Annotated in this window: 18 protein-coding genes and 1 pseudogene; 13 read left to right on the plus strand and 6 right to left on the minus strand. The window is 62.0% G+C overall.

What is annotated here, in order from left to right; translation table 11 throughout:
* Positions 1 to 371: 371 nt before the first annotated feature.
* The 11 genes from arnB to ACMGF8_RS20730 all read left to right on the plus strand — a co-directional run bounded on the left by arnB (position 372) and on the right by ACMGF8_RS20730 (position 12354).
* The gene (arnB, locus tag ACMGF8_RS20680) at positions 372 to 1511 is read left to right on the plus strand and encodes a UDP-4-amino-4-deoxy-L-arabinose aminotransferase (RefSeq protein WP_102864991.1); all 1140 of its coding nucleotides are present in this window, start codon (positions 372 to 374) and stop codon (positions 1509 to 1511) included.
* 5 nt (positions 1512 to 1516) lie between these two features.
* Entirely contained in the window at positions 1517 to 2536 is a 1020-nt protein-coding gene (arnC, locus tag ACMGF8_RS20685) for an undecaprenyl-phosphate 4-deoxy-4-formamido-L-arabinose transferase (RefSeq protein WP_102864990.1), read from the plus strand.
* A complete protein-coding gene (arnA, locus tag ACMGF8_RS20690; protein ID WP_115580064.1) occupies positions 2533 to 4539 on the plus strand; it encodes a bifunctional UDP-4-amino-4-deoxy-L-arabinose formyltransferase/UDP-glucuronic acid oxidase ArnA in 2007 nt (668 codons plus the stop codon). The genes arnC and arnA overlap by 4 nt, the downstream gene beginning before the upstream one ends.
* Positions 4539 to 5423: a 4-deoxy-4-formamido-L-arabinose-phosphoundecaprenol deformylase gene (gene arnD, locus ACMGF8_RS20695; RefSeq protein ID WP_250330299.1), complete on the plus strand. Its 885-nt coding sequence runs from the start codon at positions 4539 to 4541 to the stop codon at positions 5421 to 5423. The genes arnA and arnD overlap by 1 nt, the downstream gene beginning before the upstream one ends.
* The gene (arnT, locus tag ACMGF8_RS20700) at positions 5420 to 7069 is read left to right on the plus strand and encodes a lipid IV(A) 4-amino-4-deoxy-L-arabinosyltransferase (RefSeq protein ID WP_416757036.1); all 1650 of its coding nucleotides are present in this window, start codon (positions 5420 to 5422) and stop codon (positions 7067 to 7069) included. The genes arnD and arnT overlap by 4 nt, the downstream gene beginning before the upstream one ends.
* Positions 7066 to 7410 carry a 4-amino-4-deoxy-L-arabinose-phosphoundecaprenol flippase subunit ArnE gene (gene arnE / locus ACMGF8_RS20705; protein WP_416757037.1) on the plus strand — a complete coding sequence of 115 codons (345 nt, stop codon included), beginning with the start codon at positions 7066 to 7068 and terminating at the stop codon, positions 7408 to 7410. The genes arnT and arnE overlap by 4 nt, the downstream gene beginning before the upstream one ends.
* On the plus strand, positions 7407 to 7820 hold the full coding sequence (gene arnF, locus ACMGF8_RS20710; protein ID WP_305949491.1) for a 4-amino-4-deoxy-L-arabinose-phosphoundecaprenol flippase subunit ArnF: 414 nt from the start codon (positions 7407 to 7409) through the stop codon (positions 7818 to 7820). The genes arnE and arnF overlap by 4 nt, the downstream gene beginning before the upstream one ends.
* A complete protein-coding gene (locus ACMGF8_RS20715; protein ID WP_102864984.1) occupies positions 7817 to 9181 on the plus strand; it encodes a UDP-glucose dehydrogenase family protein in 1365 nt (454 codons plus the stop codon). The genes arnF and ACMGF8_RS20715 overlap by 4 nt, the downstream gene beginning before the upstream one ends.
* Complete coding sequence (locus ACMGF8_RS20720) at positions 9182 to 10807, plus strand: ArnT family glycosyltransferase (RefSeq protein ID WP_102864983.1); 1626 nt, start codon at positions 9182 to 9184, stop codon at positions 10805 to 10807. It begins immediately after the preceding gene.
* Between the two features lie 42 nt (positions 10808 to 10849).
* Positions 10850 to 11365 carry a GNAT family N-acetyltransferase gene (locus tag ACMGF8_RS20725; protein WP_102864982.1) on the plus strand — a complete coding sequence of 172 codons (516 nt, stop codon included), beginning with the start codon at positions 10850 to 10852 and terminating at the stop codon, positions 11363 to 11365.
* Between the two features lie 284 nt (positions 11366 to 11649).
* The gene (locus ACMGF8_RS20730) at positions 11650 to 12354 is read left to right on the plus strand and encodes an HPP family protein (protein WP_102864981.1); all 705 of its coding nucleotides are present in this window, start codon (positions 11650 to 11652) and stop codon (positions 12352 to 12354) included.
* 134 nt (positions 12355 to 12488) lie between these two features.
* Here the strand turns inward: ACMGF8_RS20730 and ACMGF8_RS20735 are convergent, their stop codons facing one another.
* Positions 12489 to 13352: a LysR family transcriptional regulator gene (locus ACMGF8_RS20735; protein WP_102864980.1), complete on the minus strand. Its 864-nt coding sequence runs from the start codon at positions 13350 to 13352 to the stop codon at positions 12489 to 12491.
* Between the two features lie 264 nt (positions 13353 to 13616).
* Between ACMGF8_RS20735 and ACMGF8_RS20740 the strand changes: the two genes are divergently transcribed.
* Both ACMGF8_RS20740 and ACMGF8_RS20745 read left to right on the plus strand, forming a co-directional pair.
* Complete coding sequence (locus ACMGF8_RS20740) at positions 13617 to 14723, plus strand: enoyl-CoA hydratase/isomerase family protein (RefSeq protein WP_102864979.1); 1107 nt, start codon at positions 13617 to 13619, stop codon at positions 14721 to 14723.
* Between the two features lie 4 nt (positions 14724 to 14727).
* Entirely contained in the window at positions 14728 to 15879 is a 1152-nt protein-coding gene (locus tag ACMGF8_RS20745) for an acyl-CoA dehydrogenase family protein (protein WP_102864978.1), read from the plus strand.
* A gap of 178 nt (positions 15880 to 16057) precedes the next feature.
* Here ACMGF8_RS20745 and ACMGF8_RS20750 read toward each other — a convergent pair.
* The 5 genes and pseudogenes from ACMGF8_RS20750 to ACMGF8_RS20770 form a co-directional block, all read right to left on the minus strand.
* A pseudogene (locus ACMGF8_RS20750) lies at positions 16058 to 16222 on the minus strand (DUF2875 domain-containing protein); the annotation flags it as partial.
* A 55-nt stretch (positions 16223 to 16277) separates the two neighbouring features.
* Positions 16278 to 17864 carry a type VI lipase adapter Tla3 domain-containing protein gene (locus ACMGF8_RS20755; protein ID WP_102864977.1) on the minus strand — a complete coding sequence of 529 codons (1587 nt, stop codon included), beginning with the start codon at positions 17862 to 17864 and terminating at the stop codon, positions 16278 to 16280.
* Complete coding sequence (locus ACMGF8_RS20760) at positions 17864 to 20029, minus strand: effector protein Tle3 domain-containing protein (protein ID WP_416757038.1); 2166 nt, start codon at positions 20027 to 20029, stop codon at positions 17864 to 17866. The genes ACMGF8_RS20755 and ACMGF8_RS20760 overlap by 1 nt, the downstream gene beginning before the upstream one ends.
* Positions 20030 to 20079: 50 nt before the next feature.
* A complete protein-coding gene (locus ACMGF8_RS20765; RefSeq protein WP_416757039.1) occupies positions 20080 to 21666 on the minus strand; it encodes a type VI lipase adapter Tla3 domain-containing protein in 1587 nt (528 codons plus the stop codon).
* Positions 21666 to 23843 carry an effector protein Tle3 domain-containing protein gene (locus ACMGF8_RS20770; protein WP_416757040.1) on the minus strand — a complete coding sequence of 726 codons (2178 nt, stop codon included), beginning with the start codon at positions 23841 to 23843 and terminating at the stop codon, positions 21666 to 21668. Before ACMGF8_RS20770 ends, ACMGF8_RS20765 begins: the two co-directional genes overlap by 1 nt.
* Between the last annotated feature and the right edge of the window lie 11 nt (positions 23844 to 23854).

Genomic DNA, 23854 nt, shown 5'->3' on the forward strand with positions numbered 1-23854 from the left:
TTCTTCAAGCCCTTGAAATGGCTGCCGGCACCCCGTCGCGCTACAACCTTGACAACAAACTGAACACTAGCTGTCTGGCCCGCGGAAAAACGGACTTTTGCCCTATTTTTCATATTCGTTTCACATTTTTCCGCTTAATCTCAGCCACCAACAAGCCTCCTGCCGAACGCAGTGCTTTATCAGGTTGTCAAGATAACACCTTGATCTGCATTTACTTTTAACAAATACCTTCTTTACTCAAACGCTGCATGGATCGCCACCCCGGCCCAATAACTGGATGAGCCTTGATGACTGCATGACCTCCCCGCGCTCCATCAATCGTTCGTTCGCATCACCCCGTATTTCCGGCATCAGCTAAACCCGAGGTAACCATGAACCAGGCTTTCCTTCCTTTCTCGCGCCCGAGTATCGGCGACGAAGAGATAGCTGCAGTGGAGCAGGTTCTGCGCTCCGGCTGGATCACCACCGGCCCGAAAAACCAGGAACTTGAACAGCAATTCGCCGACCGCGTTGGCGCCCGCCACGCCGTGGCCCTGTCGTCGGCCACCGGCGCCATGCACATCACCCTGCTGGCCCTGGGCATCGGTCCGGGGGATGAAGTCATCACTCCGTCGCAGACCTGGGTCTCCACCGCCAACATGATCTGCCTGCTGGGGGCGACCCCGGTATTCGTCGATGTCGATCCCGACACCCTGATGAGCGACGCCGCCACCATCGAGGCGGCCATTACGCCACGGACCAAGGCCATCATCCCGGTGCACTACGCCGGCGCCGCCTTCGACCTGGACCCGCTGTACGCCCTGGCGGACAAGCACGGCATCCCGGTGATCGAAGACGCCGCCCACGCCGCCGGCACCACCTATCGCGGCCGCGCCATCGGCGCGCGGGGCACGGCGATCTTTTCCTTCCATGCCATCAAGAACATGACCTGCGCCGAAGGTGCGATGTTCGTCAGCGACGACCAAGCCCTGGCCGACCGGGTGCGCATGCTCAAGTTCCACGGTCTGGGGGTGGACGCCTACGATCGCCTGACCCACGGTCGCAAGCCCCAGGCCCAAGTGATCGAGCCCGGATTCAAGTACAACCTGGCGGACATCAACGCCGCCATCGCCCTGGTACAGCTGCAGCGCCTGGACGACATCAACGCCAAGCGCGAAGTGCTGGCCAAGGCTTACCTGGAGCGCCTCGAAGGCCTGCCGGTGCAACCCCTGCACCTGCCCCAGTACCCGCAGCAGCACGCCTGGCACCTGTTCATCCTGCGCATCGACGCCGAACGCTGCGGCCTGGACCGTGAAGCCTTCATGAAGGGCCTGCAGGAGCAGAACATCGGCACCGGCATCCACTTCATCGCCACTCACCTGCATACCTATTATCGACAGCGCTTCGCCGATGTGCGGCTGCCACACACCGAATGGAACTCGGCGCGTCTATGCTCGATCCCACTGTTCCCGGACATGACCCTCGACGATGTCGAACGGGTCTCCGATGCCATTGCCAACCTCCTGGACTGAAGCCTTTGAAACCTTACCCAATCCAGTTCGTGTCGATCGTGATTCCGGTCTACAACGAAGAACAGAGCCTGCCGGAGCTGCTGCGTCGCACCGAAGCGGCCTGCCGCCAGCTCAAGCACGACTTTGAAATCGTCCTGGTGGACGACGGCAGCCGCGACCAGTCGGCGACCCTCCTGCAAGAAGCCGCCGAGCGCGAAGGCAGCCCCGTAGTGGCGGTGATCCTCAACCGCAACTACGGTCAGCACGCGGCGATCATGGCCGGCTTCGCGCAGTGCCGCGGTGACGTGGTCATCACCCTCGACGCCGACCTGCAGAACCCGCCGGAAGAAATCCCGCGCCTGGTGGCCCAGGCCGAGCTCGGCTACGACGTGGTCGGCACTGTGCGCAACAACCGCCAGGACTCGGCCTTCCGTCGCTGGCCGTCGAAGCTGATCAACCTCGCGGTGCAGCGCTCCACCGGTGTGGCCATGAGCGACTACGGCTGCATGCTGCGGGCCTACCGCCGCACCATCATCGACGCGATGCTGGCCTGCACCGAACGCAGCACCTTTATCCCGATCCTGGCCAACAGCTTCGCCCGGCACACCACCGAGGTGCTGGTAGAGCACGCCGAGCGCGAGCACGGCGACTCCAAGTACAGCCCGATGCGCCTGATCAATCTGATGTTCGATCTGATCACCTGCATGACCACCACCCCCCTGCGGCTGCTGAGCATCATCGGTTTCGGCATGGCCGGCGTCGGCGCGCTGTTTGCCCTGATGCTGATCATCCTGCGGCTGATCTTCGGTGCCACCTGGGCCGGCGACGGCACCTTCGTGCTGTTTGCGGTGCTGTTCGTGTTCACCGGTGGCCAGTTCATCGGCATGGGTCTTTTGGGTGAATACCTGGGACGCATGTACAGCGACGTGCGGGCCCGCCCGCGCTTCTTCATCGAAAAAGTCTTGCGCAGCCAGCCGGCGGTCCCCGCCCCGGCTGTCACTGTCGACGGTTTAACTTCCACTCATACTGATCAGGTTTCGCCATGAGCAATAAAGCTGTTGTCTTCGCCTACCACGATATTGGCTGTGCGGGCATCGAAGCCCTGCTCAATGCAGGCTACGAGATCGCTGCCGTGTTCACCCACGCCGACGATCCCAAGGAGAACACCTTCTACGGCTCCGTCGCCCAGCTGTGCGCCCGCAAAGGCATTGCCGTGCATGCCCCGGAAGATGCCAACCACCCGCTGTGGATCGAGCGCATCAGCAAACTCGACCCGGACTACCTGTTCTCCTTCTACTACCGCAATCTGCTGAGCGAACCCCTGCTGGCCACCGCCCGCAAAGGTGCGTTCAACCTGCACGGCTCGCTGCTGCCGAGCTACCGCGGCCGCGCACCGGCCAACTGGGTGCTGGTCAAGGGCGAAACCGAGACTGGCGTGACCCTGCACCGCATGGTCAAGCGTGCCGACGCCGGGGCCATCATCGCCCAGCAGCGCGTGGCCATCGAACGCAGCGACACCGCCCTGAGCCTGCACCACAAACTGCGTGACGCCGCTGCCAGCCTGCTAGGCGACACCCTGCCGGCGCTGGCCCAGGGCAAGATCACCGAGACCGCCCAGGACGAATCCAAGGCCAGCTACTACGGTCGCCGTACCGCAGCCGATGGCAAGATCGAGTGGAAGCGCCCCGCCGAAGAGCTGTTCAACCTGGTACGCGCAGTGACCCAGCCTTACCCGGGCGCCTTCTGCGCCGTCGGCGAGCACAAGCTGATCGTCTGGAGCGCCGAAGTTGCCAAGGGCAACGAAGGCCAGGCCCCGGGGCGGGTCATCAGCGTCGACCCGCTGCGCATCGCCTGTGGCGAAGACTCCCTGGTGATCACCTCCGGCCAGCGCAACGCCAACGGCCTGTACCTGGGTGGCCCGCAACTGGCCAATGAGCTGGGTCTGGTGGACGGCTCCCTGCTGCGCGGTGCCGAGTCCGGCCGCAAGCCACGCCGCACCCGTGTGCTGATCCTCGGTGTCAACGGTTTTATCGGTAACCACCTGTCCGAGCGCCTGCTGCGTGACGACAAGTACGACGTCTACGGCCTGGACATCGGCTCGGACGCCATCGAGCGCCTGCGCAGCCATCCGAACTTCCACTTCGTCGAAGGCGATATCAGCATCCACTCCGAGTGGATCGAATATCACATCAAGAAGTGCGACGTGGTCCTGCCGCTGGTGGCCATCGCCACCCCGATCGAATACACCCGCAACCCACTGCGCGTGTTCGAGCTGGACTTCGAAGAGAACCTCAAGCTGGTTCGCTACTGCGTCAAGTACAACAAGCGAGTGATCTTCCCATCGACCTCGGAAGTCTATGGCATGTGCCAGGACAACAACTTCGACGAAGACAGCTCCAACCTGATCGTGGGTCCGATCAACAAGCAGCGCTGGATCTACTCGGTGTCCAAGCAGTTGCTGGACCGGGTGATCTGGGCCTACGGCGCCAAGGGCCTGAACTTCACCCTGTTCCGTCCGTTCAACTGGATGGGCCCGCGCCTGGACCGCCTGGACTCGGCCCGTATCGGCAGCTCCCGCGCCATCACCCAGCTGATCCTCAACCTGGTGGAAGGCACCCCGATCCGTCTGTTCGACGGTGGCGAGCAGAAGCGCTGCTTCACTGACATCGCCGACGGCATCGAAGCCCTGGCGCGCATCGTCGACAACGACAACGACTGCTGCAACGGCCAGATCATCAACATCGGCAACCCGGACAACGAAGCCAGCATCCGCCAGTTGGGCGAAGAACTGCTGCGTCAGTTCGAAGCTCACCCGCTGCGCAGCAACTTCCCGCCGTTCGCCGGTTTCCGCGACGTCGAGAGCAAGGCGTTCTACGGTGCCGGCTATCAGGACGTGGAACACCGCAAGCCCAGCATCGCCAACGCCAAGCGCCTGCTGAACTGGGAGCCGACCGTGGAGATGAGCCAAACCATCGGCAACACCCTGGACTTCTTCCTGCGCGAAGCCATGCTGGAAATCGCCGATCGTTCCAAAGAAGAAGCTCGCTGATGCAAGCAGGTCTGCGCATTGATGTCGATACCTACCGCGGCACCCGGGAGGGGGTGCCACGGCTGCTCGAATCGCTGGAGGAAGCCGGGGTCAAGGCCACGTTCTTCTTCAGCGTCGGGCCGGACAACATGGGGCGCCACCTGTGGCGCCTGATCCGTCCGCAGTTCCTCTGGAAAATGCTGCGCTCCAATGCCGCGGGCCTGTACGGCTGGGACATTCTCCTGGCCGGCACGGCCTGGCCGGGTAAACCCATCGGCCGCGACCTGGGGCACTTGATGCGCCAGACCCTGGCCGCCGGTCATGAAGTCGGCCTGCACGCCTGGGATCATCACGGCTGGCAGGCCAACACCGGGCGCTGGAGTCAGGCACAGCTGATCGAACAGATCCGCCGTGGCGTCGACAGCCTCAACGATATTCTCGGGCAAGCGGTGAGCTGCTCGGCGTCTGCCGGTTGGCGCGCCGATGAACGCGTCATCGAAGCCAAGCAACAGTTCGGCTTTCGCTACAACAGCGACTGCCGTGGCCAGAGCCTGTTCCGGCCAAGACTGGCGGACGGCAGCCTGGGCGCCCCACAGATTCCGGTGGACCTGCCGACCTTCGACGAAGTGGTCGGGCCGGTGGTGGCCGCCAAGGATTTCAACCGCTACATCCTCGACCGGTTCAGTCCGGACAACCTCAATGTCTACACCGTGCATGCAGAAGTAGAAGGGATTCTCATGGCCAATGATTTCCGCCAGTTGCTGGCCAGCGCCAAGCAACGCGACATCCACTTTCAACCCCTGGGGCAGATGCTCCCGGCGGATCTGGCCAGCCTGCCGGCAGGCAAGGTCGTGCGTGGCGCACTGCAAGGCCGGGAAGGCTGGCTGGGAGTGCAAGGCGCATGACCAGACGTTGGGCCCTGCCGCTGCTGCTGATCGCTTTCGGTCTGTTCTACCTGTTGCCCATGGCCAGCCACGGCCTGTGGATTCCCGATGAAACCCGCTACGCACAGATCAGCCAGGAAATGCTCCTGACCGGCAAATGGGCGTCGCCGCACTTCATGGGCATCCGCTATTTCGAAAAACCCGTGGCCGGCTACTGGATGATCGCCATCGGCCAGGCGCTGTTTGGCGACAACCTGTTTGGCGTGCGCGTGGCGTCGGCCCTGAGCACCGGCTTGAGCGTGGTCCTGGCCTACCTGTTGGCCCGGCGCCTGTGGAACGACCCGCGCAAGAGCCTGGCCAGCGCCCTGCTCTACATGAGTTTTAGCGTGGTGGCGCTGCAGGCCGGCTACGCCAACCTCGATCCGCAGTTCACCTTCTGGGTCAACCTGAGCCTGGTGGCACTGTGGTTCACCTTCGACTGCCAGAGCCGACGCGGACAGATCGGCGCCTGGGTGCTGCTGGGCCTGGCCTGCGGCATGGGCTTCATGACCAAGGGCTTTCTGGCCTGGCTGCTGCCGGTGCTGGTGGCCCTGCCCTATGCCATCTGGCAGAAGCGCCTGCGCTCGCTGCTGACCTATGGCGGCATCGGCGTGCTGGTGGCGATTCTGGTCAGCCTGCCCTGGGCCCTGGCGGTGCATGCCCAGGAGCCGGACTACTGGCGGTTCTTCTTCTGGCATGAGCACATCCGCCGCTTTGCCGGTGAAGACGCGCAGCACGCCTCGCCCTGGTGGTATTACCTGCCGTTGCTGGTGGGCTTCTGCGTGCCTTGGGTGCTGCTGTTGCCGGCCAGCCTTAAGCAGGCCTGGGAACAACGGCGGCTGAACAGCAGCGGCTTCCTGCTGCTGTGGCTGGTGCTGCCCCTGGCCTTCTTCAGCCTGAGCAAAGGCAAGCTGCCGGCCTACATTCTGCCCTGCCTGCTGCCTGTGGCCCTGCTGATGGGGCACACCCTGACGGACCGTCTGGCCACCGGCACGACCCGGATCCTCAGCCTCAATGGTGTGCTCAACCTGCTGGCCGGCCTGTTGGCCCTGCTGGCCCTGGTGTACTTCCAGCTGAAGAAGCCGGTGTATGTGGACGAACCCCAGCACCTGGTCCTGGTGTACATCCTGTTGCTGGGCTGGATCATCAGCAACCTGTTGCAGGCCATGCGCCCCTTGAGCCTGTGGGCCGCCCCGGCCCTGGGCAGCCTCCTGCTGGTGGCCCTGGCCCCGGCGGCGCTGCCGAACAAGGTGGTCTACAACAAGATTCCCGACCAGTTCATCATCGATCACGTGGCCGAACTGGGCCAGGCCAAGGCCCTGCTGAGCAACGACCTGGGCGCTGCCGCTGCGCTGGCCTGGCGCCTGCGTCGCCCCGACGTGACCCTTTACAACACCCAGGGCGAAGTGAAGTACGGCCTGGGCTACGAGGACACTGCGGCGCGCAAGGTCGACCTGAACCAAGTCCAGCCGTGGATCGAGCAAGCCCGTAAGCAAGGCTCGATCGGCGTGGTGATGCGGGTCAAGAGCAGCGACGAGGAACATGAAGTCGAGCTGCTGCCCAAGGATGCCAAGCGCTACGAGCAAGGCAATATCGTGATCTTCATCATTCCCCAGAGTCAGCCATGAGCCTGTTGTTGCTGTTGCTCGCCTGCGCTCTGACCTGCCTGGGCCAGGTGGCGCAGAAGTTCGCCGTGGAAAGCTGGCGTGACCAGCCCTCCAGCATCCTGCAAAAACTGCGTTCGGGCTGGCTGTGGCTGGCCCTGTTCAGCCTCGGCCTGGGCCTGTTGGTGTGGCTTTTGGTGCTGCAACGCATGGAGGTGGGCGTGGCCTACCCGATGCTCAGCCTGAATTTCGTGTTTATCACCCTGATCGCCCGCTTCGTCTTCCATGAGCCCATCGACCGCCGCCATTGGCTCGGCGTGGCCCTGGTCATCGGTGGCGTGCTGCTGTTGAGTCGCCACGCATGAGCCGGGTCAAGGGTTTTGCCTTCGCCCTGGGCAGTGTGGCGCTGGTCAGCGGCGCCCAGTTGGGCATGCGCTGGAGCATGACCCGCCTGCCCGCCCCGGATCAGTGGCTGTCGGCGCTGAGTATTGGCAACGTCGATCTCGCCGCCCTGGCGGTGGTGATCACGGCCATCGGTGCCTACGCCCTGTCGATGCTCTGCTGGCTCCTGGCCCTGCGCGACCTGCCGCTGGGCCGGGCCTATTCGCTGCTCAGCATCAGCTACGCCCTGGTCTACCTGCTGGCCGCCAGCCTGCCGCTGTTCAACGAACCCTTCACGCTTGGCAAAAGCCTCGGGGTGGCCCTGGTCATCCTTGGGGTCATCACCATCAACTCTCGATCTGCACCCGCAACAAGTCCCAGGAATACCCCATGAAAATCAGTGTATTTGGAAGTGGTTACGTCGGCCTCGTACAAGCCGCCGTATTGGCTGAAGTCGGCCACGATGTCATCTGCATGGACATCGACGAGCAAAAGGTCAAACAGCTGCAACAAGGCTACGTGAGCATCTTCGAGCCGGGGCTGGCCAGCCTGGTCAAGGAAAACCTCGAAGCCAAGCGCCTGCACTTCACCACCGATGAAAAGCTCGCGGTGCAACACGGCCAGGTGCTGTTCATTGCCGTGGGCACGCCGTCCAGCGAAGACGGCTCGGCGGACCTGCGCTATGTGCTGTCGGTAGGCGACGCAGTGGCCCGCCACCGTGAGAAGCCGGTGATCCTGGTGGAAAAATCCACGGTGCCGGTGGGCACCGGCGACACCTTGAAGGCGCACATAGAGAAGGTCCTGGACGGCCGTCCGCTGCAGTTCGATATCGTTTCCAACCCGGAATTTCTCAAGGAAGGCTCGGCCGTCACCGACTGCCGCCGTCCGGACCGGATCATCATCGGCTGTGAACGCGAGGAAGTGCGCGACGTGATGCGCAACCTTTACGCGCCGTTCAACCGCAACCACGACCGCATCATGTTCATGGACCTGCGCAGCGCCGAGCTGACCAAGTACGCGGCCAACTGCATGCTGGCCACCAAGATCAGCTTCATCAACCAGATCGCCGAGCTGGCCGAGCACCTGGGGGCGGACATCGAATCGGTGCGCTTGGGCATCGGCGCCGACTCGCGGATCGGCTATCACTTCATCTACCCCGGTTGCGGCTACGGCGGCTCCTGCTTCCCCAAGGACATGCGCGCCCTGATCCACAGCGCCGAGCAAGCCCATTGCTCCAGTGACCTGTTGCAAGCGGTGGAAGCCATCAACGAGCGGCAGAAAAACAAGCTGTTCGAACGCATCAAGGCGTTCTACAAAGGCGACCTTGAAGGCAAGACCTTTGCCCTCTGGGGCCTGGCGTTCAAGCCCAACACCGACGACATGCGCGACGCACCGAGCCGGGTGCTGCTGGACGCGCTGTTCGCGGCCGGTGCTGAAGTCCGGGCCTTCGACCCGGAAGCCATGCAGGAAACCCAGCGTCTGTACCCGGACGAATCGCGCCTGATGCTCATGGGCACTCCGGAATCGGTGCTCCATGGCGCCGACGCGTTGATCATCTGCACCGAATGGCAGCAGTTCAAGGCGCCGGATTTCGACCTGATCCAGCAGCGTCTCAAGGCCCCGGTGATCTTCGATGGACGCAACCTGTACGACGCCGAGCACCTGGCGCGCAACGGTTTCACCTACTTCCCGATCGGTCGCGGTGAATCGCGCAACCTGCCGATTCCACACCAGCAGTGGTCCACCGAGGCCTGAATGAACCCGCACTCCAGTTCCCCTGCGAACACATTACTTTGGCAATCGTTGGGGCTGGGGCTGCTGGCCTTGCTGCTGTTCTGCGCCGGCGCCGGCCACGATTCGGTCATCGGCTTCGACTCGCGCTTTGTGCTCTTCGCCAAGGAGATGCTGCGCCATGGGCCGGGGTTCTTCCCTACCACCTATGGCCAGCCCTACGCTGACTATTCCAGCGCCTCGACCCTGCTGGTGTGGCTGTTTTCCCTGCCCACCGGGCAGGTCACCAGCTTTACCGCCTGGCTGCCGACGGCCATTGCTTCGGCGCTGATCGTCAGTCTGATCTATCGCCTGCTGGCACCCTACTCCCGCACCTGGGCCCTGCTCAGCGTGGCTTTGCTGCTGCTGAGCAATACCTTTATCAGCGAAACCCGTGCCGTCTCCCTGGACCAGATGCTCGCCGCGGTATCCCTGGCGGTGTTCTACCTCGGCTATGCCCACGACCATTTCGGTGCCCGTCGGCACCTGGGCTGGATCTTCCTCTTGCTGGTGCTGGGCTTTGCCATTCGCGGCCCCATCGGCCTGGTGATTCCCACCGGCATGCTGTGCAGCTACTACCTGCTGGGCGGTCAATGGCGCCGTTTGTTCGGCGTCGGTTTCAGCGCGCTGTTGCTGCTGGTGGCCTGCGTCGGCCTGCTGCTGTGGCTGGCCAAGCTCAGCGGTGGCCAGGCCTTTGTCGACGAGGTGATCCGCATGCAGTTCATGGGACGCATGGACGGCAGCGAAGGCTCCAGCGACGTCTTCTACTACTTCACCAGTTCCCTGGGCAACTACGCCCTGGCCTATCCCCTGGCGATCCTGGTTTGGGTTGCGGTGCTGCTCAATCGCCCTGCGGAACAGGGCCCGGCCCTGAAACTGTTGCGTCTGTGCACTGCTGCCGGGCTGATCGTGATGATCGGCCTGTCGATTCCCCAAGCGAAAAAGGCCCGCTACCTGCTGCCGATGCTGCCCATGGCGGCGATCGTTGCGGCTTATCCGTTCCAGGCCGGACGCGGGCGGGTCATGGGCTGGCTGCGGGTGCTGATCCAGGGCCTGTGGGTGCTGCTGCCCGGGTTGCTGATGGTGGGACTGCTGGTACTGCGGCGCAAATTCCCTGAACAGCTCACCCACCTCTTGCCCATGCTGCTGATCCTCGGCCTGTTGCAAGCGCTGTCACTGGGATTGCTGTTCAAGCGCCAGTGGCGCGCCGTGGGCCTGGCCTACAGCGCGGTGCTGGCGGTCTGGGCCTGTTACATCGGGGTCTTCGAACCGGTGGAGCACCGTCTCTATAACACTCGCGCCTTCAGCCTCGGCGCCATGCAACTGATCGAGGCCGACCCGGCACCGCTAGTCCTGCACCGCATGGGCAAGGACGCCAAGGCGATCAAGTTCATGGTCAACCTGGATCGAGACCTGCAGCCACAGTTCACCGATCAGGCTGCCGCCCTGGCCCAAGTGCCGGCCCCGGCCTGGGTGATTCTTGATCAGAGCGACCTGCCCAGCCTGCAAGGCACGCCCCTGGCCGGGCTGACTCCGGTGCTGAGCGGGCGTTTCGACAAGAACGACTTCGTCTTGCTGCACCTGCCCAAGAGCGCTGCCACGCCACCCTGAAAGCGTTGCGCAACCCCTTGGCGGCTCCTTACACTCGCGCCCATGACTATCCAGATCCGCCGGGCGCGGGTGGCTGACGCGGCCTTCCTCCCCGCCATTGAAACCTCGGCTGCGGCACTGTTTCGCAGTGATCCGCAACTGGCCTGGCTGGCCGACGCCGAGGTGGCCGATGCCCAGAGCCATAGAGAAAACATCCAACAGCACCCGGTCTGGGTTGCGCTGACAGAGGACGGCACCCGCTGCGCCTTTCTCACTGCACAGGTCTGCGACCAGGAACTGCATGTGTGGGAAATTTCCGTTGCCACTGGCCACCAGGGCCAAGGCATTGGCAAGCGCCTGTTGCAGGCGGCGCGCGAGTTCGCCCTGGAACAGCAGCTCACGGCCCTGACCCTCAGCACCTTCCGCGAACTGGCGTGGAACGAACCTTTCTACCAGCGCCAGGGCTTTGTCACTCTGCAACCTGCACAACTGAGCCCGCGCCTGCGCCAGGTCCTGGCCGACGAAACACAGCACGGCCTGCCCGAATCACGCCGCTGCGCCATGCGCCTGACCTTGTAAAAAACGCACTGCCACAGCTGGCTATGGAGCTGGCTTGCCAGCGAAAGCGCCCTCAAGACCCGCCCCCAACTCCAAGCCCTCTTAGCTCCCTTCGCCGGCAAGCCGGTGCGTCATACAGCAAAATAAATGCACTTAAACGGCATTATTATGAATTTGTCAGCTGCACCAATGCTCGGCACACTGTGCCCGTTCCTCCCCCAAATGTTGGAACGTTCAAGGGCTTTCTGGTGATCCAGGCAAGCCCTTCTTTTTGCCCGTCGTTCAGCCCTGGACCGTTCTTGCCGATGTTTGCCCGCTGGAAACCCGCCGCCATCAATACCCGCCCCCTGGAATGGAGCCGCGCCGCCATCGGCATGGCCCTGGGCACCCTGTTCAGTGTCTGGCTCTGCGCCCAGGTGTTCGGCATGCCGGTGGCGCTGCACCTGATCGGTCCGCTGGGGGCCTCGGCGGTGTTGTTGTTTGCCGTGTCTTCCGGGGCCCTGGCCCAGCCCTGGTCGATCCTCGGCGGCTACCTGTGCGCCGGGGTCGTGGCCTTGCTGGTGGCTCATGTCCTGGGGCGGACCCTGGGCAGCGCCTGCCTCGCGGCGGGCATGGCCCTGGTGCTGATGTGCTGGTTGCGTTGCCTGCATCCCCCGGCCGGCGCCCTGGCCCTGACCCTGGTGCTGGCAGACCCGGCCAGCGTGGCTTTGGAGTGGCGGGAACTGGGTCCGGTGATGCTCGCGGCGGCCAGCCTGTTGGCCAGTGCCCTGGCCTACAACAACCTGACGCGGATTCGTTACCCCAAGGGCCCGAGCGATACACCAATGCTGCTGCCCTCGGCGGCCCCCGCCGACAGCCTGGCGATCACCGCCGAAGACCTCAAGCAGGCCCTGGCCGAGATGGAAGAATTCTTCGACGTCACCCCTGAAGACCTTGAGCAACTGATCCACGCCAGCGAAGCCCACGCCCGCCGGCGCAGCATTGGCCAGGTCCTGTCCTCGCGGCCCTGATAGCGCCCTAACCTTCGCCCTGGCTGGTGCTGACTTGCCAGCCAAGACAGCTTCAGAAGCGGCGCACGCTTCAAGGGCCTGTTCGCTGGCAAGCCGGTTCCTGCAAGTGCGATGCCAGGCTCAAGTCAGTTGGTTCAAACCATCGGCGACCAGCGCTGGGACCAGTCGTGGTCTTGTTCGATCACCTCGCGCAATACCGCAAAAGCCTGCTGCAGCTGCACCGAGTCGCGCTCCCGGGCATACAGCAGGTAAGTGGGAAAACTGAACTCCGGGGCCCTCTCCACTCGTTCCAGCACACCGCTGTCCAGGTAGCTCTGCACCACCCGGGTGCGGAAATAGCCACTGCCACCGGCGTCGAGGATGAACTGCAGCGCCAGGGGCCCAAGGTTGAAGCCCACCGCGGCCTTGGCCTGTTCCGGCAATGCGGCGTCGTGCTGACGGCGAAAATCATCGCCCCAGTCGATGTACACATAAGGCTCGGGACGCCCCGCCAGGCGCACCTGGATCAATTTCTCCTCCAGCAATTGCTCGACCTGCAATCCCGCGCAATACAGCGGCTGGAACACCAGCGCCGCGTCCAGTACGCCCAACTCCAGTTGCCGTTGCAGGCTCGCGCCTTCGGCAATCTGGGTGCGTACCGCATGGTTGGGCAGTGCCTGGCGCAGGCCTCTTACCCAATTGAGCATCAGCGGATTGCACAGGCTCAACTCACCGCCGATGTGCAGCACATTGCGATAGCCCGCCAGCAACGGCAGGTCACGCTGGGCGGCCTCCCAGGTCTGCACCAGCTGATTGGCATAGGCGATAAAGGCCTCGCCATCGGCGGTGGGTCGGGCGCCGGCGCGGTTGCGTACCAGCAGTTTGCAGTTGAGCTGGCCTTCCAGGTTCTGCACCCGGGCGCTGATGGCGGTCTGGGTCAGGTGCAGGCGTTCGGCGGCGGCGATCAGGCTGCCGCTGCGGACGATTTCCAGGAAGGTGCGGGCCAGATCGATGTCCATGGTGCCTCGCCGGCAAAAAAATTCGAGCGCCATTGTAGCGGCGCTCGCGCCGTCGTGCCCTTAGGCCGCGGACATTCGCCGGATCGGTACGGGCGCTGCGGGCCAGAGCGCTGGCGCAAGATTGAGGGCGGCTTTTTCAACATGCAAAAATGCACAGTCAACCTGCAGTTTTCGGGGTTGTACTGGGCAAAATTGCACTGTTACGATCCGTCGATGCTCGCGCGCGAGCCTCATATAAAAAACAATAAAAGCAGGGAGTTAGTGATGACTGCTCAGGTTTCATCCCAGGCGACACAGGACCTCGACGCCACCCCCGGCGAAGTACTGGTCGAGGTGCGCAACCACATCGGTCACCTGACCCTCAACCGCCCCGCCGGTCTCAATGCCATCACCCTCTCGATGGTGCGTACCTTGCAGCAACAACTGGACACCTGGGCCCAGGACCCGCTGATTCACGCGGTGGTGCTGCGCGGCGCCGGTGAAAAGGCTTTCTGCGCCGGCGGCGACATCCGCTCGCTGTACGACAGCTACCAGAGCGGCGATACCCTGCACGAGGATTTCTTCGTCGAGGAGTACGCCCTGGACCTGACCATCCACCATTACCGCAAGCCAGTGCTGGCCCTGATGGACGGCTTTGTCCTCGGCGGCGGCATGGGCCTGGTGCAAGGCGCCGACCTGCGAGTGGTCACCGAGCGCAGCCGCCTGGCGATGCCGGAAGTGGCCATCGGTTACTTCCCGGATGTGGGCGGCAGCTACTTCCTCTCACGGATTCCCGGCGAACTGGGCATCTACCTTGGGGTCAGCGGCGTGCAGATCCGCGCCGCCGATGCCCTGTACTGCGGCCTCGCGGACTGGCACCTGGAAAGCGACAAGCTGAGCCTGCTGGACCAGCGCCTGGATCGCCTGCACTGGAGCGACTCTCCACTCAAGGACCTGCAGGGCCTGCTGGCCAAGCTGGCGGTACAGACCTTGCCTGATGCGCCACTGCAAGCCTTGCGCCCGGCCATCGACCACTTCTTCGCCCTACCGGACATGGCCAGCATCGTCGAGCAATTGCGCAGCGTGACGATTGCCGATAGCCACGAGTGGGCCAAGACCACCGCCGACTTGCTGGAAATCCGCTCGCCCCTGGCCATGGCCGTGACCTTGCAGATGCTGCGCCACGGCCGCCACTTGAGCCTGGAACAGTGCTTCGCCCTGGAGCTGCACCTGGACCGTCAATGGTTCGAGCGGGGTGACCTGATGGAAGGCGTACGCGCCCTGATCATCGACAAAGACAAGACCCCCCTCTGGAATCCGCCGACCCTGGCAGCCCTTGAGGCTGAACGGGTAGCGAGTTTCTTCAGCGGTTTCGACGGCAGCGGGAGCTGAACTCATGCACGACATCGAATTGACCGAAGAACAAGTGATGATCCGCGACATGGCCCGGGATTTTGCCCGGGGCGAGATCGCGCCCCATGCCCAGGCCTGGGAAAAGGCCGGCTGGATCGACGACGCCCTGGTGCGCAAGATGGGCGAACTGGGCCTGTTGGGCATGGTGGTTCCCGAAGAATGGGGCGGCAGCTACCTGGACTACGTGGCCTATGCCCTGGCGGTGGAGGAAATCTCCGCCGGCGACGGTGCTACCGGCGCGCTGATGAGCATCCACAACTCGGTGGGCTGCGGGCCGATCCTCAACTACGGCAGCGAGGAACAGAAGCACGCGTGGCTGCCGCGATTGGCCAGCGGAGAAGCCATCGGCTGCTTCTGCCTGACCGAGCCCCAGGCCGGTTCCGAAGCCCACAACCTGCGCACTCGCGCCGAGCTGCGCGATGGCCAGTGGGTGATCAACGGCGCCAAGCAGTTCGTCAGCAACGGCAAGCGCGCCCAACTGGCCATCGTCTTTGCAGTGACCGACCCGGAACTGGGCAAGAAAGGTCTCTCGGCGTTCCTGGTGCCCACCGACACCCCGGGGTTCATCGTCGACCGCACCGAACACAAGATGGGTATTCGCGCCTCCGACACCTGCGCAGTCACCCTCAACCAGTGCACCATCCCCGAAGCCAACCTGCTGGGCGAACGGGGCAAGGGCCTGGCCATTGCCCTGTCCAACCTCGAAGGCGGTCGCATCGGCATCGCCGCCCAGGCCCTGGGCATCGCCCGCGCCGCGTTTGAAGCGGCCCTGGCCTACGCCCGGGAACGGGTGCAGTTCGACAAACCGATCATCGAGCACCAGAGCATCGCCAACCTGCTGGCCGACATGCACACCCGCCTGAATGCCGCACGCCTGCTGATCCTGCACGCCGCGCGCCTGCGCAGCGCCGGCCAGCCGTGCCTGTCCGAAGCCTCCCAGGCCAAGCTGTTCGCCTCGGAAATGGCCGAGAAGGTCTGCTCCTCGGCGATGCAGATCCATGGCGGCTACGGGTATCTGGAGGACTATCCGGTGGAGCGCTACTACCGCGATGCGCGGATCACCCAGATCTACGAAGGTTCCAGCGAGATCCAGCGCCTGCTGATTGCCCGCGAGTTCAAGCACTATCAACTCTAGGCGCTAACGCCGCCCACAAAAAAATCGCAGCCCAGGCTGCGATTTTTCATGGCTGCTCCCCCGGAGCCGGCTTGCCGGCGAAGAGGCCTTTGAGTTTGGCGGCGCCCTGCTGGACGCCTTCGCTGGCAAGCCAGCGCCTACACAAGCCTGCCCCTTCGCAAGCGGCTTTCTACAACAATCGAGGTTCAACGGTCATGGTGGAAGCCTTCCTGGCTGAGGTATAAGCCGCCACGGGCGTGGCCGAACTGGCAAAGCAACGTCCAGAGCTCAGGGGCTGTTCAGCGGCTTGAACCCAGTGACTGAGTAACAACAGGCAGCCCATCAACAACACTATGCGGTGCATCGAAACAGCCCTCTCCCTTTGACTCAGGTCTTCAGCGCAGCTTGATCAGCCAGCGCTAGAGATCATCCATCCAATTGTCCTTGGGCCTCAGCTCAGCCAGAAACTCTTCCAGCGTGTAGTCCTCTTCCACAACCGGCATCCGCGATGCGGCAGGAGCAGCCGGCGCAGGGTTTACCGAGGCTCCGTCATCACTGCTGGCGGTTTGAGGCATCAGGTTGATGCCAAATTTGTTGCCAATGGGCTTTTGCCCCGGTGTCGGCGAGGTGATGGTGATAAGGGTTGCTTGGTCCTTACGGCGCAGAGGCATGACCACGCTGGTATCGGCATTCAGATAACTGGCCATGGTCGCCAGCGCGATACCCACGAACGGCGAGGCGGCGCCGGTATCACCCAAACGCTGAGTCAGGTCGTAGCCCTCACGGGAGTCGAGCAAATCCAGCGAGCTGCGGGCAGCCGTCAACGCAGGAAGCAATTCGGCCAGTGGCGTGCTGTTCAGGCCGCCGTCGTAGAACACCCGGGCCGGCGCTGGTGTAACGGCGTCAGTGGCTTTGTTCCAGCCAGCGGCCAGTTGAGCGGTCAAGGCTTCGCGCTTGAGGCGCTCGCCGTTATCCGGGCGCTGCAGGGAAACCGTGACCGGGCGATAAATCCTGGCCAGCACTGGCAAGGCGTCCCATTGTTCAAAAGCGCGCTCGGTCCAGGGCTGCGGGATGAACTCCGAAGGTTGGAACTCCACCGCCGGTTTACGCCAGCCCCAACCGGTGAATTCGGGATCGATCTTGTTCTTGTTGACCTTGGTGAAGGGGGCGTAATAGCGCAGCCATTCGACACGTTCGGGGCGACCGACGACCAGGGCGACCATTGAATCGGTGAGTTCACCTGGTTTACGTGGCCCTGATCCACCAATCAATGGGGCTTTTTTGGCAGAAAGCGCATAGGACATGCTGAAGCCTTCATTGGTGTAGACCAATACAGCAGGAAGGTCAGGGTTACGCTCGAACAGTTGGAACAGGTTTTCCAGCAAAGTTTCAGGAGTGTCATTACAGATGATGCCATCCTGCAGGTTACGAATGCGATGCCAATGAAGTCCCGCAGGCGTTCGCATGTCATTAACCATGACAGATAAGCTGCCCCGGGTTCTTTCAGGTGTAAAACGAAGGTTCGGAGTTTTAGGACTCCAACCTGAAACCACAGTAATAGTGGGAATCGGCCACTTCTCTAAAAAATCCCTTAATCCCAGCTCCAGTGCATCCGTTTCCCGTTTTTCATATGCCATATCCTTATCATCGGCGGTTATTGGATACTTCTTCGGATCCATAGGTAGGATGCTCCCTACATGTAGTGCTTCCTCTTGTTTTAAGTTTTTTTCCTGCAACTCGTTCCAAATCTGCCCCTGCCTGAACACATCCAGACTTATGCCAATGCTGAGTACATCCAGGGTTTCCAAACGAGGCGACGTAGTGGGGGCACGGTAACGAGGTTCAACGGTCATGATTGAGTCCTTCCTGGACGAGGTATAGGTAGTCACAGACGTGGCCGCACTGGCAAAACAACGAGTCGATGTCAGTGAAGTTTCGGCTGCCTGAACCAAGTGGCAGGTCAGCAACACAGCAGTGAAAAACCAAAATTTAAGCTCTCGACGCATCAGGCGCTTCCCCCAAAACGAACGGCGTGTCCCGCTCTTTGCTCCTTTAGAGACTGTGCTGCTATCAAGGAAGGCATGTCATCTCCGACAGCCGTCGGCAATGCACCACTCTTCCGGTACGTTACTGTGGAGTTAATCAATTCCCGGCTACTAGCGTCTTCTTGAAGAAAGAATTCCGATACCGCTTCATCTGGAAGGTCCTGTTCTGTCTCAAACTGAGAGTTAGCACTAGCTCGTGTTCTCTGCCAATCCAATCGCCAATCCGCCACCCGACACAAATACGCATAAAACGTCACATCATCCACACTCTCCCCCGCCCCTATCGCCACGTCATACGCCAGCACTCGACGGCTGTGTTCAGGGTTGTTTGGAATGGCCGAGTGGAAAGACAGCGCCTCTTCGTGCTCCTTGTCCTTGCCGCCACTTTGCAGGCGCATGCGTGCCTCGTAGGGAGTTTCCGAACGCGTCACCAGCACCTTGCCGCCATCGGTCGCTCGGGCGGCAAACACGTGGGTGGTTTCAGATATCTCCTTGCCTTCGTTGAGGGCCTTTTGAACGCTGGCAATGTCGCGTCCGTGCTTGAAGGCGACGGCCTCATCGATCGCCTCCAGCCGGCTGTGCTGGGTGCTTTCGGGGGTCCAGGCTTTATTGCTGATCGCAATGGCGGCGTCGATGGGCGCCAGTTTGTCCTTGATCTGATAGACACCGCTGTTGGAGTCCGCTCCCGGCATGACCACCGTGCCATCGGCGTCAAAGTTGGTTTCAACGGGCACTGGCAATAACGGTGCGGTCAGCATCACCGACTTCCCTTGCTCAAGGGAGGCGCGGGCCACGGACATCCGCTGCTTGTACGGCAGACCGGCGTCTTCCCAGGTGTTCTCCCCCTTGAGCAGCAATGGGTAGGCATGGGGCGGCGTGCGCAGACCGATCAGTTCCTTTTCGCCACCGCGCTTGCGCAGGGTAAAGATTCGCTGGTGAAAACTCAGCGGCAAGGTCCGGCGCAGTGGCTTGCCATACAGCTGCTCGTCAACACCCTGCCAGCCGATCCCCTGGACGTTGGCCAGGCCAACGGTCTGGTCCTGAGGGGTGAAATACAGGTAGACACTGCCTCGGTTATCGCGCTCGTTGAAGGCAATGCGCTTGGCGTCAATCGTGGTTTCGCAGGCGCTGCCACCGCTCCAGCCAGGCCCGCCAATAGCGCCATAACCCTGGCAGTTCTTGAGGGCGATACTCGACAAGGCCGGGTACGGATTGGGCGCTGCGGTCATGAACTTGAGGATGGCGTCAAGGGTCGCCAGGCGGGCCTCGGCCGTCTGCTGCGCGCCGAAGCCCTGAAGCTTCTCCATGTTGGGTTCGCGCAGGCTGTAGGGCGAGTTGATCATCACCACGCCGTCGGCCGGCCGCACCTTGTCCTCATTGAGAAAGGCATGGGCCAATAACGTGATGAGCGTGCCTTGGCTGTGGCCCACCACATTCACCGTGTCGTTGGGGTAGCGCTTGCGGATGATCCTGATCAGCATCGCCAGGCGCATCGCCGCCAGCACCATGTAGCGACGTCCAGGCGCGGAGAACAACGGGTGAGTCAGCTCGCCGGCAAACAGATCCAGGGAAATGAAGCCAAACAGCTTGCCGTTGAAGCCCTTGCCCCACATGTCCGGCAGGTTGGTGGTGGCATTGACGAAATGTCCCCCCTCCAGCGTGCCCGCCTTGTCCAGGCGGTTTCTGTTGCGATCCATCCACTCGCCGTGGGGCGCATCCTTGATGATGTGCCGCTCTTCCTCGCGAAAGCCCCAGTAGAACGGAATGACCACGCTGCGGGCGTCGGCGCCGTTGGCCGCCGCGGCGAACTTGCGCCGGTAGTACACCGCGTCGGGGTTGCGGGCCTTGCCGTCATCGTCCTCGGGCAGGCTGTAGCTGGCCGGACGCAGAAAGCCCGGGTTGCTCACGCCATTGGGCAGGGTCGGCGACATGTCCAGGCGCTCGTTGAGCCCCTCGCACAGGCCGCGCTCGATGCGCTCGTAGCAACCGGCCAGGTCGTTGACGCCGTGCACTACGATGGTCACGCAGGGCTTGGGCGGCGGCGCGATCAGGTGGACGTCGCCACCGCCTGGCAGGGTGATCGCTTCAGCGGTGCAAATGGTCCTCATCCGAACGGCGTCATTCATTGTGCAGGTCCTCCTTGATGTTGCGCTGCGATCCTTCGAGCCCGACCTTCCTAGAGATCATCCATCCAGTTGTTAGGCCTCAACTCAGCCAGAAACTCTTCCAGCGTGTAGTCCTCTTCCACAACCGGCATCCGCGATGCCGCAGGAGCAACCGGCGCAGGGTTTACCGGGGCACCGTCGTCACTACTGGCGGTTTGGGGCATCAGGTTGATGCCAAATTTGTTGCCAACGGGCTTTTGCCCAGGTGTCGGCGAGGTGATGGTGATAAGGGTCGCTTGATCCTTGCGACGCAGAGGCATGACCACGCTGGTGTCGGCATTCTGGTAACTGGCCATGGTCGCCAGCGCGATGCCCACAAACGGCGAGGCGGCGCCGGTATCGCCCAGGCGCTGGGTCAGATCGTAGCCCTCGCGGGAGTCGAGCAGGTCCAGAGAGCTGCGAGCAGCCGTCAACGCAGGAAGCAATTCGGCCAGTGGCGTGCTGTTCAGGCCGCCGTCGTAGAACACCCGGGCCGGCGCTGGTGTAACGGCATCAGTGGCTTTTTTCCAGCCAGCGGCCAGTTGCGTGGTCAAGGCTTCGCGCTTGAGGCGCTCGCCGTTATCCGGGCGCTGCAGGGAAACCGTGACCGGGCGATGAATCCGGGCCAGTACTGGCAAGGCATCCCACTGTTCAAAAGCACGCTCGGTCCAAGGTTGCGGGATGAATTCCGAAGGTTGGAATTCGACAGCAGGTTTACGCCAGCCCCAACCGGTGAACTCGGGATCGATTTTGTTCTTGTTGACCTTGGTGAAGGGAGCGTAATAGCGCAGCCACTCGACACGTTCGGGGCGGCCGATGACCAGGGCGACCATGGCATCAGTGAGTTCACCTGGTTGTCGTGGGCCGGTTCCTACCCCGATGGGTTTATTAGCTTTGCTGCTCAACGCCAAAGCCATGTTGAAACCTTCATTGGCATATACAAGCAATGCAGGAAGGCCGGGATTTTGCTCGAAAAGCCGAAACAGATTTTCTACCAAAGCTTCAGGGGTGTCGTTACATACGATGCCGTTTTGCAGATTACGAATACGATGCCAATGCAACCCTGCCGGTACTCGCATGTTGTTGACCATGACAGACAGGCTTTCTCGGGTTCTTTCTGGCGAGAAACGCAGATTGGCGGTCTGGGGATTCCAACCACGGACCACCGTGACGGTAGGAATAGGCCATTTCTCCAGAAAATCTCGTAGCCCTAATTCAAGGGCATCCGTCTCGCGCTTTTCAGAAGCCATATCCTTGTCATGTGCGGTCACCGGATACTTCTTCGGGTCCATGGGCAGGATACTGCCAACGTGCAGGGACTCTGGTTCTCTCGCATTTTGCTCTTGCAAGGTTTTCCAAATATCTCCTTGGCGAAAGACATCTAGACTCACACCAATGCTGAGCACATCCAGGGTTTCCAGGCGAGGCGAGACGGTTGGTGCACGGTAGCGACTGTCATTGGACATTGAGGCGGCCTTCTTGGCAGGGATGTAGGCTTTGGCGGGCTCGGTCGAATTGGCAAAACAACGGGTAGTCATAAGCGACTTGTCGGACGCTTGGACCAGAGGAGCGTTCAATAACAAGCAGGCAATGGATAAATACGGGATTATGGAGCGCATCAGACCTTCCCTCCGAAACGAATGGGATGACCGAACTTTTCCCCACCCCAAGTCTGCGTGGCAACCAAGGAGGGCATATCGGTCTTAAGCACGATATCCGGCAGTACTCCAGTCAACCGGTATTCCACAGTGGAGTTGATCAGATTCTGATTCATGCGCTCCTCTTGAAGGTACATCTGCTCTACCCTCTCACTGGGTAAGTCACTAGCTATGTCTAAGTCACGCTGTTCCCTACCGTTAGCTCGAGTACTCTTCCAATCCAACCGCCAATCCGCCACCCGACACAAATACGCATAGAACGTCACATCATCCACGCTCTCACCTGCTCCAATCGCCACGTCATAGGCCAGGACTCGTCGACTGTGTTCCGGGTTGTTAGGAATCCCCGAGTGAAACGACTGCGGCTCTTGATACGCCTCCCTTTGCAGGCGCAAACGAGCCTCATAGGGAGTCTCTCCACGCGTCACCAGGACCTGGCCATCACCCATCGCCCGTACCGCAAACACGTGAGCGTGCTGGGACACCTCGTAGATCTCGTCGCGGGCCTTTTTAACGCTCGCGACATCACGGCCATGCTTGAAGGCAATGGCCTCCGCCATCGTCTCCTGACGGGCGTATTGCGTGTCCTTCGGGCGCCAGGCCGACTTGATACGCAGCGACTTGTCATTGCTCAGGCCAATAGCAGCATCGATGGGGTCCAGTGTGTCCATTATCTGGTACACGCCACTGTCCGAATCCTCACCAGGCGCAGTCATGACGCCATCAGTGGCGAAATCGGTTTCTGCCGGTATGGGCAATTGTGGAGCCGTCAACATCACCCGTGCCCCCGGTTTGAGATTGGCCCTTGCGCTGCGATCCAGCAGCCCTAAACCGGTGTCCTCCCAGGTTGCCTCCCCCTCAAGCAGCAGTGGGTAGATGTAGGGGGGAACCTGTTTGCCGACGGCTTCCTTTTCGTTGTTGCGCTTGCGCAAGGTAAAGATCCGCTGATGGAAACTCAGCGGCAGCTGCGTTCGCGCCGGCAGGCCATCCACGGTGTCGCCGACGCCCTGCCAACCGATACCCTGGACGTTGCCCAGGCCCACGGTTTGGTCCTGAGGAGTGAAGTAAAGGTAAGTGCAGCCACGGTTGTCACGTTCATTGAATGAGACGCGCTGCCCATCGATTGTGCTGTGCGACGCGGGACCGCCGCTCCAACCCGGCCCACCAATGGCGCCATAGCCCTGGCAGTTTCTCAGCGCGACGCTGGACAGTGCCGGAACCGGATTCGGTCTCTGGGCAACGAACTGGAGAATACCCTTGAGGGTGGCAATACGCGCCGGTGTGGTTTGTTGTTCGAGCCACTTCTGGGTCTTTTCAGTATTGGGCTGGAACAGGCTGTAAGGCGAGTTGAGCATGATGAAGCCATCAGCCGGCCGCTCGTCCTGATCCTTGAGAAAGGCATGGGCCAACAACCCGAGCAAGGTGCCCTGGCTGTGGCCCACCAGATTCACCGTGTCGTTCGGGTAGCGCTTGCGGATGATCTTGATCAGCATTGCCAGACGCATCGCCGCCAGCACCATGTAACGACGCCCCGCGGCGGCAAACAACGGGTGAGTTCGCGTTCCACCGATCAAGTTGAGCGGGACGATGCCGAATGGATAACCGTTGAAGCCCTCGCCCCACATGTCCGGAAGGTTGGTGGTGGCATTGGCGAATTGTCCGCCTTCCTTGGTGCCCGCCTTGTCCAGGCGGTTTCTGTTGCGATCCATCCACTCGCCGTGGGGAGCGTCCTTGATGATGTGCCGCTCTTCCTCGCGAAAGCCCCAGTAGAACGGTATGACCACGCTGCGGGTGTCGGCGCCGTTGGCCGCGGCGGCGAACTTGCGCCGGTAGTACACCGCGTCGGGGTTGCGGGCCTTGCCGTCATCGTCCTCGGGCAGGCTGTAGCTGGCCGGACGCAGAAAGCCCGGGTTGCTCACGCCATTGGGCAAGGTCGGCGACATGTCCAGGCGCTCGTTGAGCCCCTCGCACAGGCCGCGCTCGATGCGCTCGTAGCAACCGGCCAGGTCGTTGACACCGTGCACCACGATGGTCACGCAGGGCTTGGGCGGCGGCGCGATCAGGTGGACGTCGCCACCGCCTGGCATAGTGATTGCCTGGCCGGTGCAAATGGTCCTCATCCGAACGGCGTCATTCATTGTGCTAGTCC

Origin of the sequence: Pseudomonas sp. BNK-7 (assembly GCF_048072025.1) — a bacterium.
Classification (GTDB): Bacteria; Pseudomonadota; Gammaproteobacteria; order Pseudomonadales; family Pseudomonadaceae; genus Aquipseudomonas; species Aquipseudomonas danubii.

What these genes read in the sequence shown, in the direction of transcription:
- arnB (WP_102864991.1), top strand. Translation starts at nt 372, where the DNA reads ATGAACCAGGCTTTCCTTCCTTTCTCGCGCCCGAGTATCGGCGACGAA.
- arnA (WP_115580064.1), top strand. Translation starts at nt 2,533, where the DNA reads ATGAGCAATAAAGCTGTTGTCTTCGCCTACCACGATATTGGCTGTGCG.
- arnD (WP_250330299.1), top strand. Translation starts at nt 4,539, where the DNA reads ATGCAAGCAGGTCTGCGCATTGATGTCGATACCTACCGCGGCACCCGG.
- arnT (WP_416757036.1), top strand. Translation starts at nt 5,420, where the DNA reads ATGACCAGACGTTGGGCCCTGCCGCTGCTGCTGATCGCTTTCGGTCTG.
- arnE (WP_416757037.1), top strand. Translation starts at nt 7,066, where the DNA reads ATGAGCCTGTTGTTGCTGTTGCTCGCCTGCGCTCTGACCTGCCTGGGC.
- arnF (WP_305949491.1), top strand. Translation starts at nt 7,407, where the DNA reads ATGAGCCGGGTCAAGGGTTTTGCCTTCGCCCTGGGCAGTGTGGCGCTG.
- ACMGF8_RS20715 (WP_102864984.1), top strand. Translation starts at nt 7,817, where the DNA reads ATGAAAATCAGTGTATTTGGAAGTGGTTACGTCGGCCTCGTACAAGCC.
- ACMGF8_RS20720 (WP_102864983.1), top strand. Translation starts at nt 9,182, where the DNA reads ATGAACCCGCACTCCAGTTCCCCTGCGAACACATTACTTTGGCAATCG.
- ACMGF8_RS20725 (WP_102864982.1), top strand. Translation starts at nt 10,850, where the DNA reads ATGACTATCCAGATCCGCCGGGCGCGGGTGGCTGACGCGGCCTTCCTC.
- ACMGF8_RS20730 (WP_102864981.1), top strand. Translation starts at nt 11,650, where the DNA reads ATGTTTGCCCGCTGGAAACCCGCCGCCATCAATACCCGCCCCCTGGAA.
- ACMGF8_RS20735 (WP_102864980.1), bottom strand. Translation starts at nt 13,352, where the DNA reads ATGGACATCGATCTGGCCCGCACCTTCCTGGAAATCGTCCGCAGCGGC.
- ACMGF8_RS20740 (WP_102864979.1), top strand. Translation starts at nt 13,617, where the DNA reads ATGACTGCTCAGGTTTCATCCCAGGCGACACAGGACCTCGACGCCACC.
- ACMGF8_RS20745 (WP_102864978.1), top strand. Translation starts at nt 14,728, where the DNA reads ATGCACGACATCGAATTGACCGAAGAACAAGTGATGATCCGCGACATG.
- ACMGF8_RS20755 (WP_102864977.1), bottom strand. Translation starts at nt 17,864, where the DNA reads ATGCGTCGAGAGCTTAAATTTTGGTTTTTCACTGCTGTGTTGCTGACC.
- ACMGF8_RS20760 (WP_416757038.1), bottom strand. Translation starts at nt 20,029, where the DNA reads ATGAATGACGCCGTTCGGATGAGGACCATTTGCACCGCTGAAGCGATC.
- ACMGF8_RS20765 (WP_416757039.1), bottom strand. Translation starts at nt 21,666, where the DNA reads ATGCGCTCCATAATCCCGTATTTATCCATTGCCTGCTTGTTATTGAAC.
- ACMGF8_RS20770 (WP_416757040.1), bottom strand. Translation starts at nt 23,843, where the DNA reads ATGAATGACGCCGTTCGGATGAGGACCATTTGCACCGGCCAGGCAATC.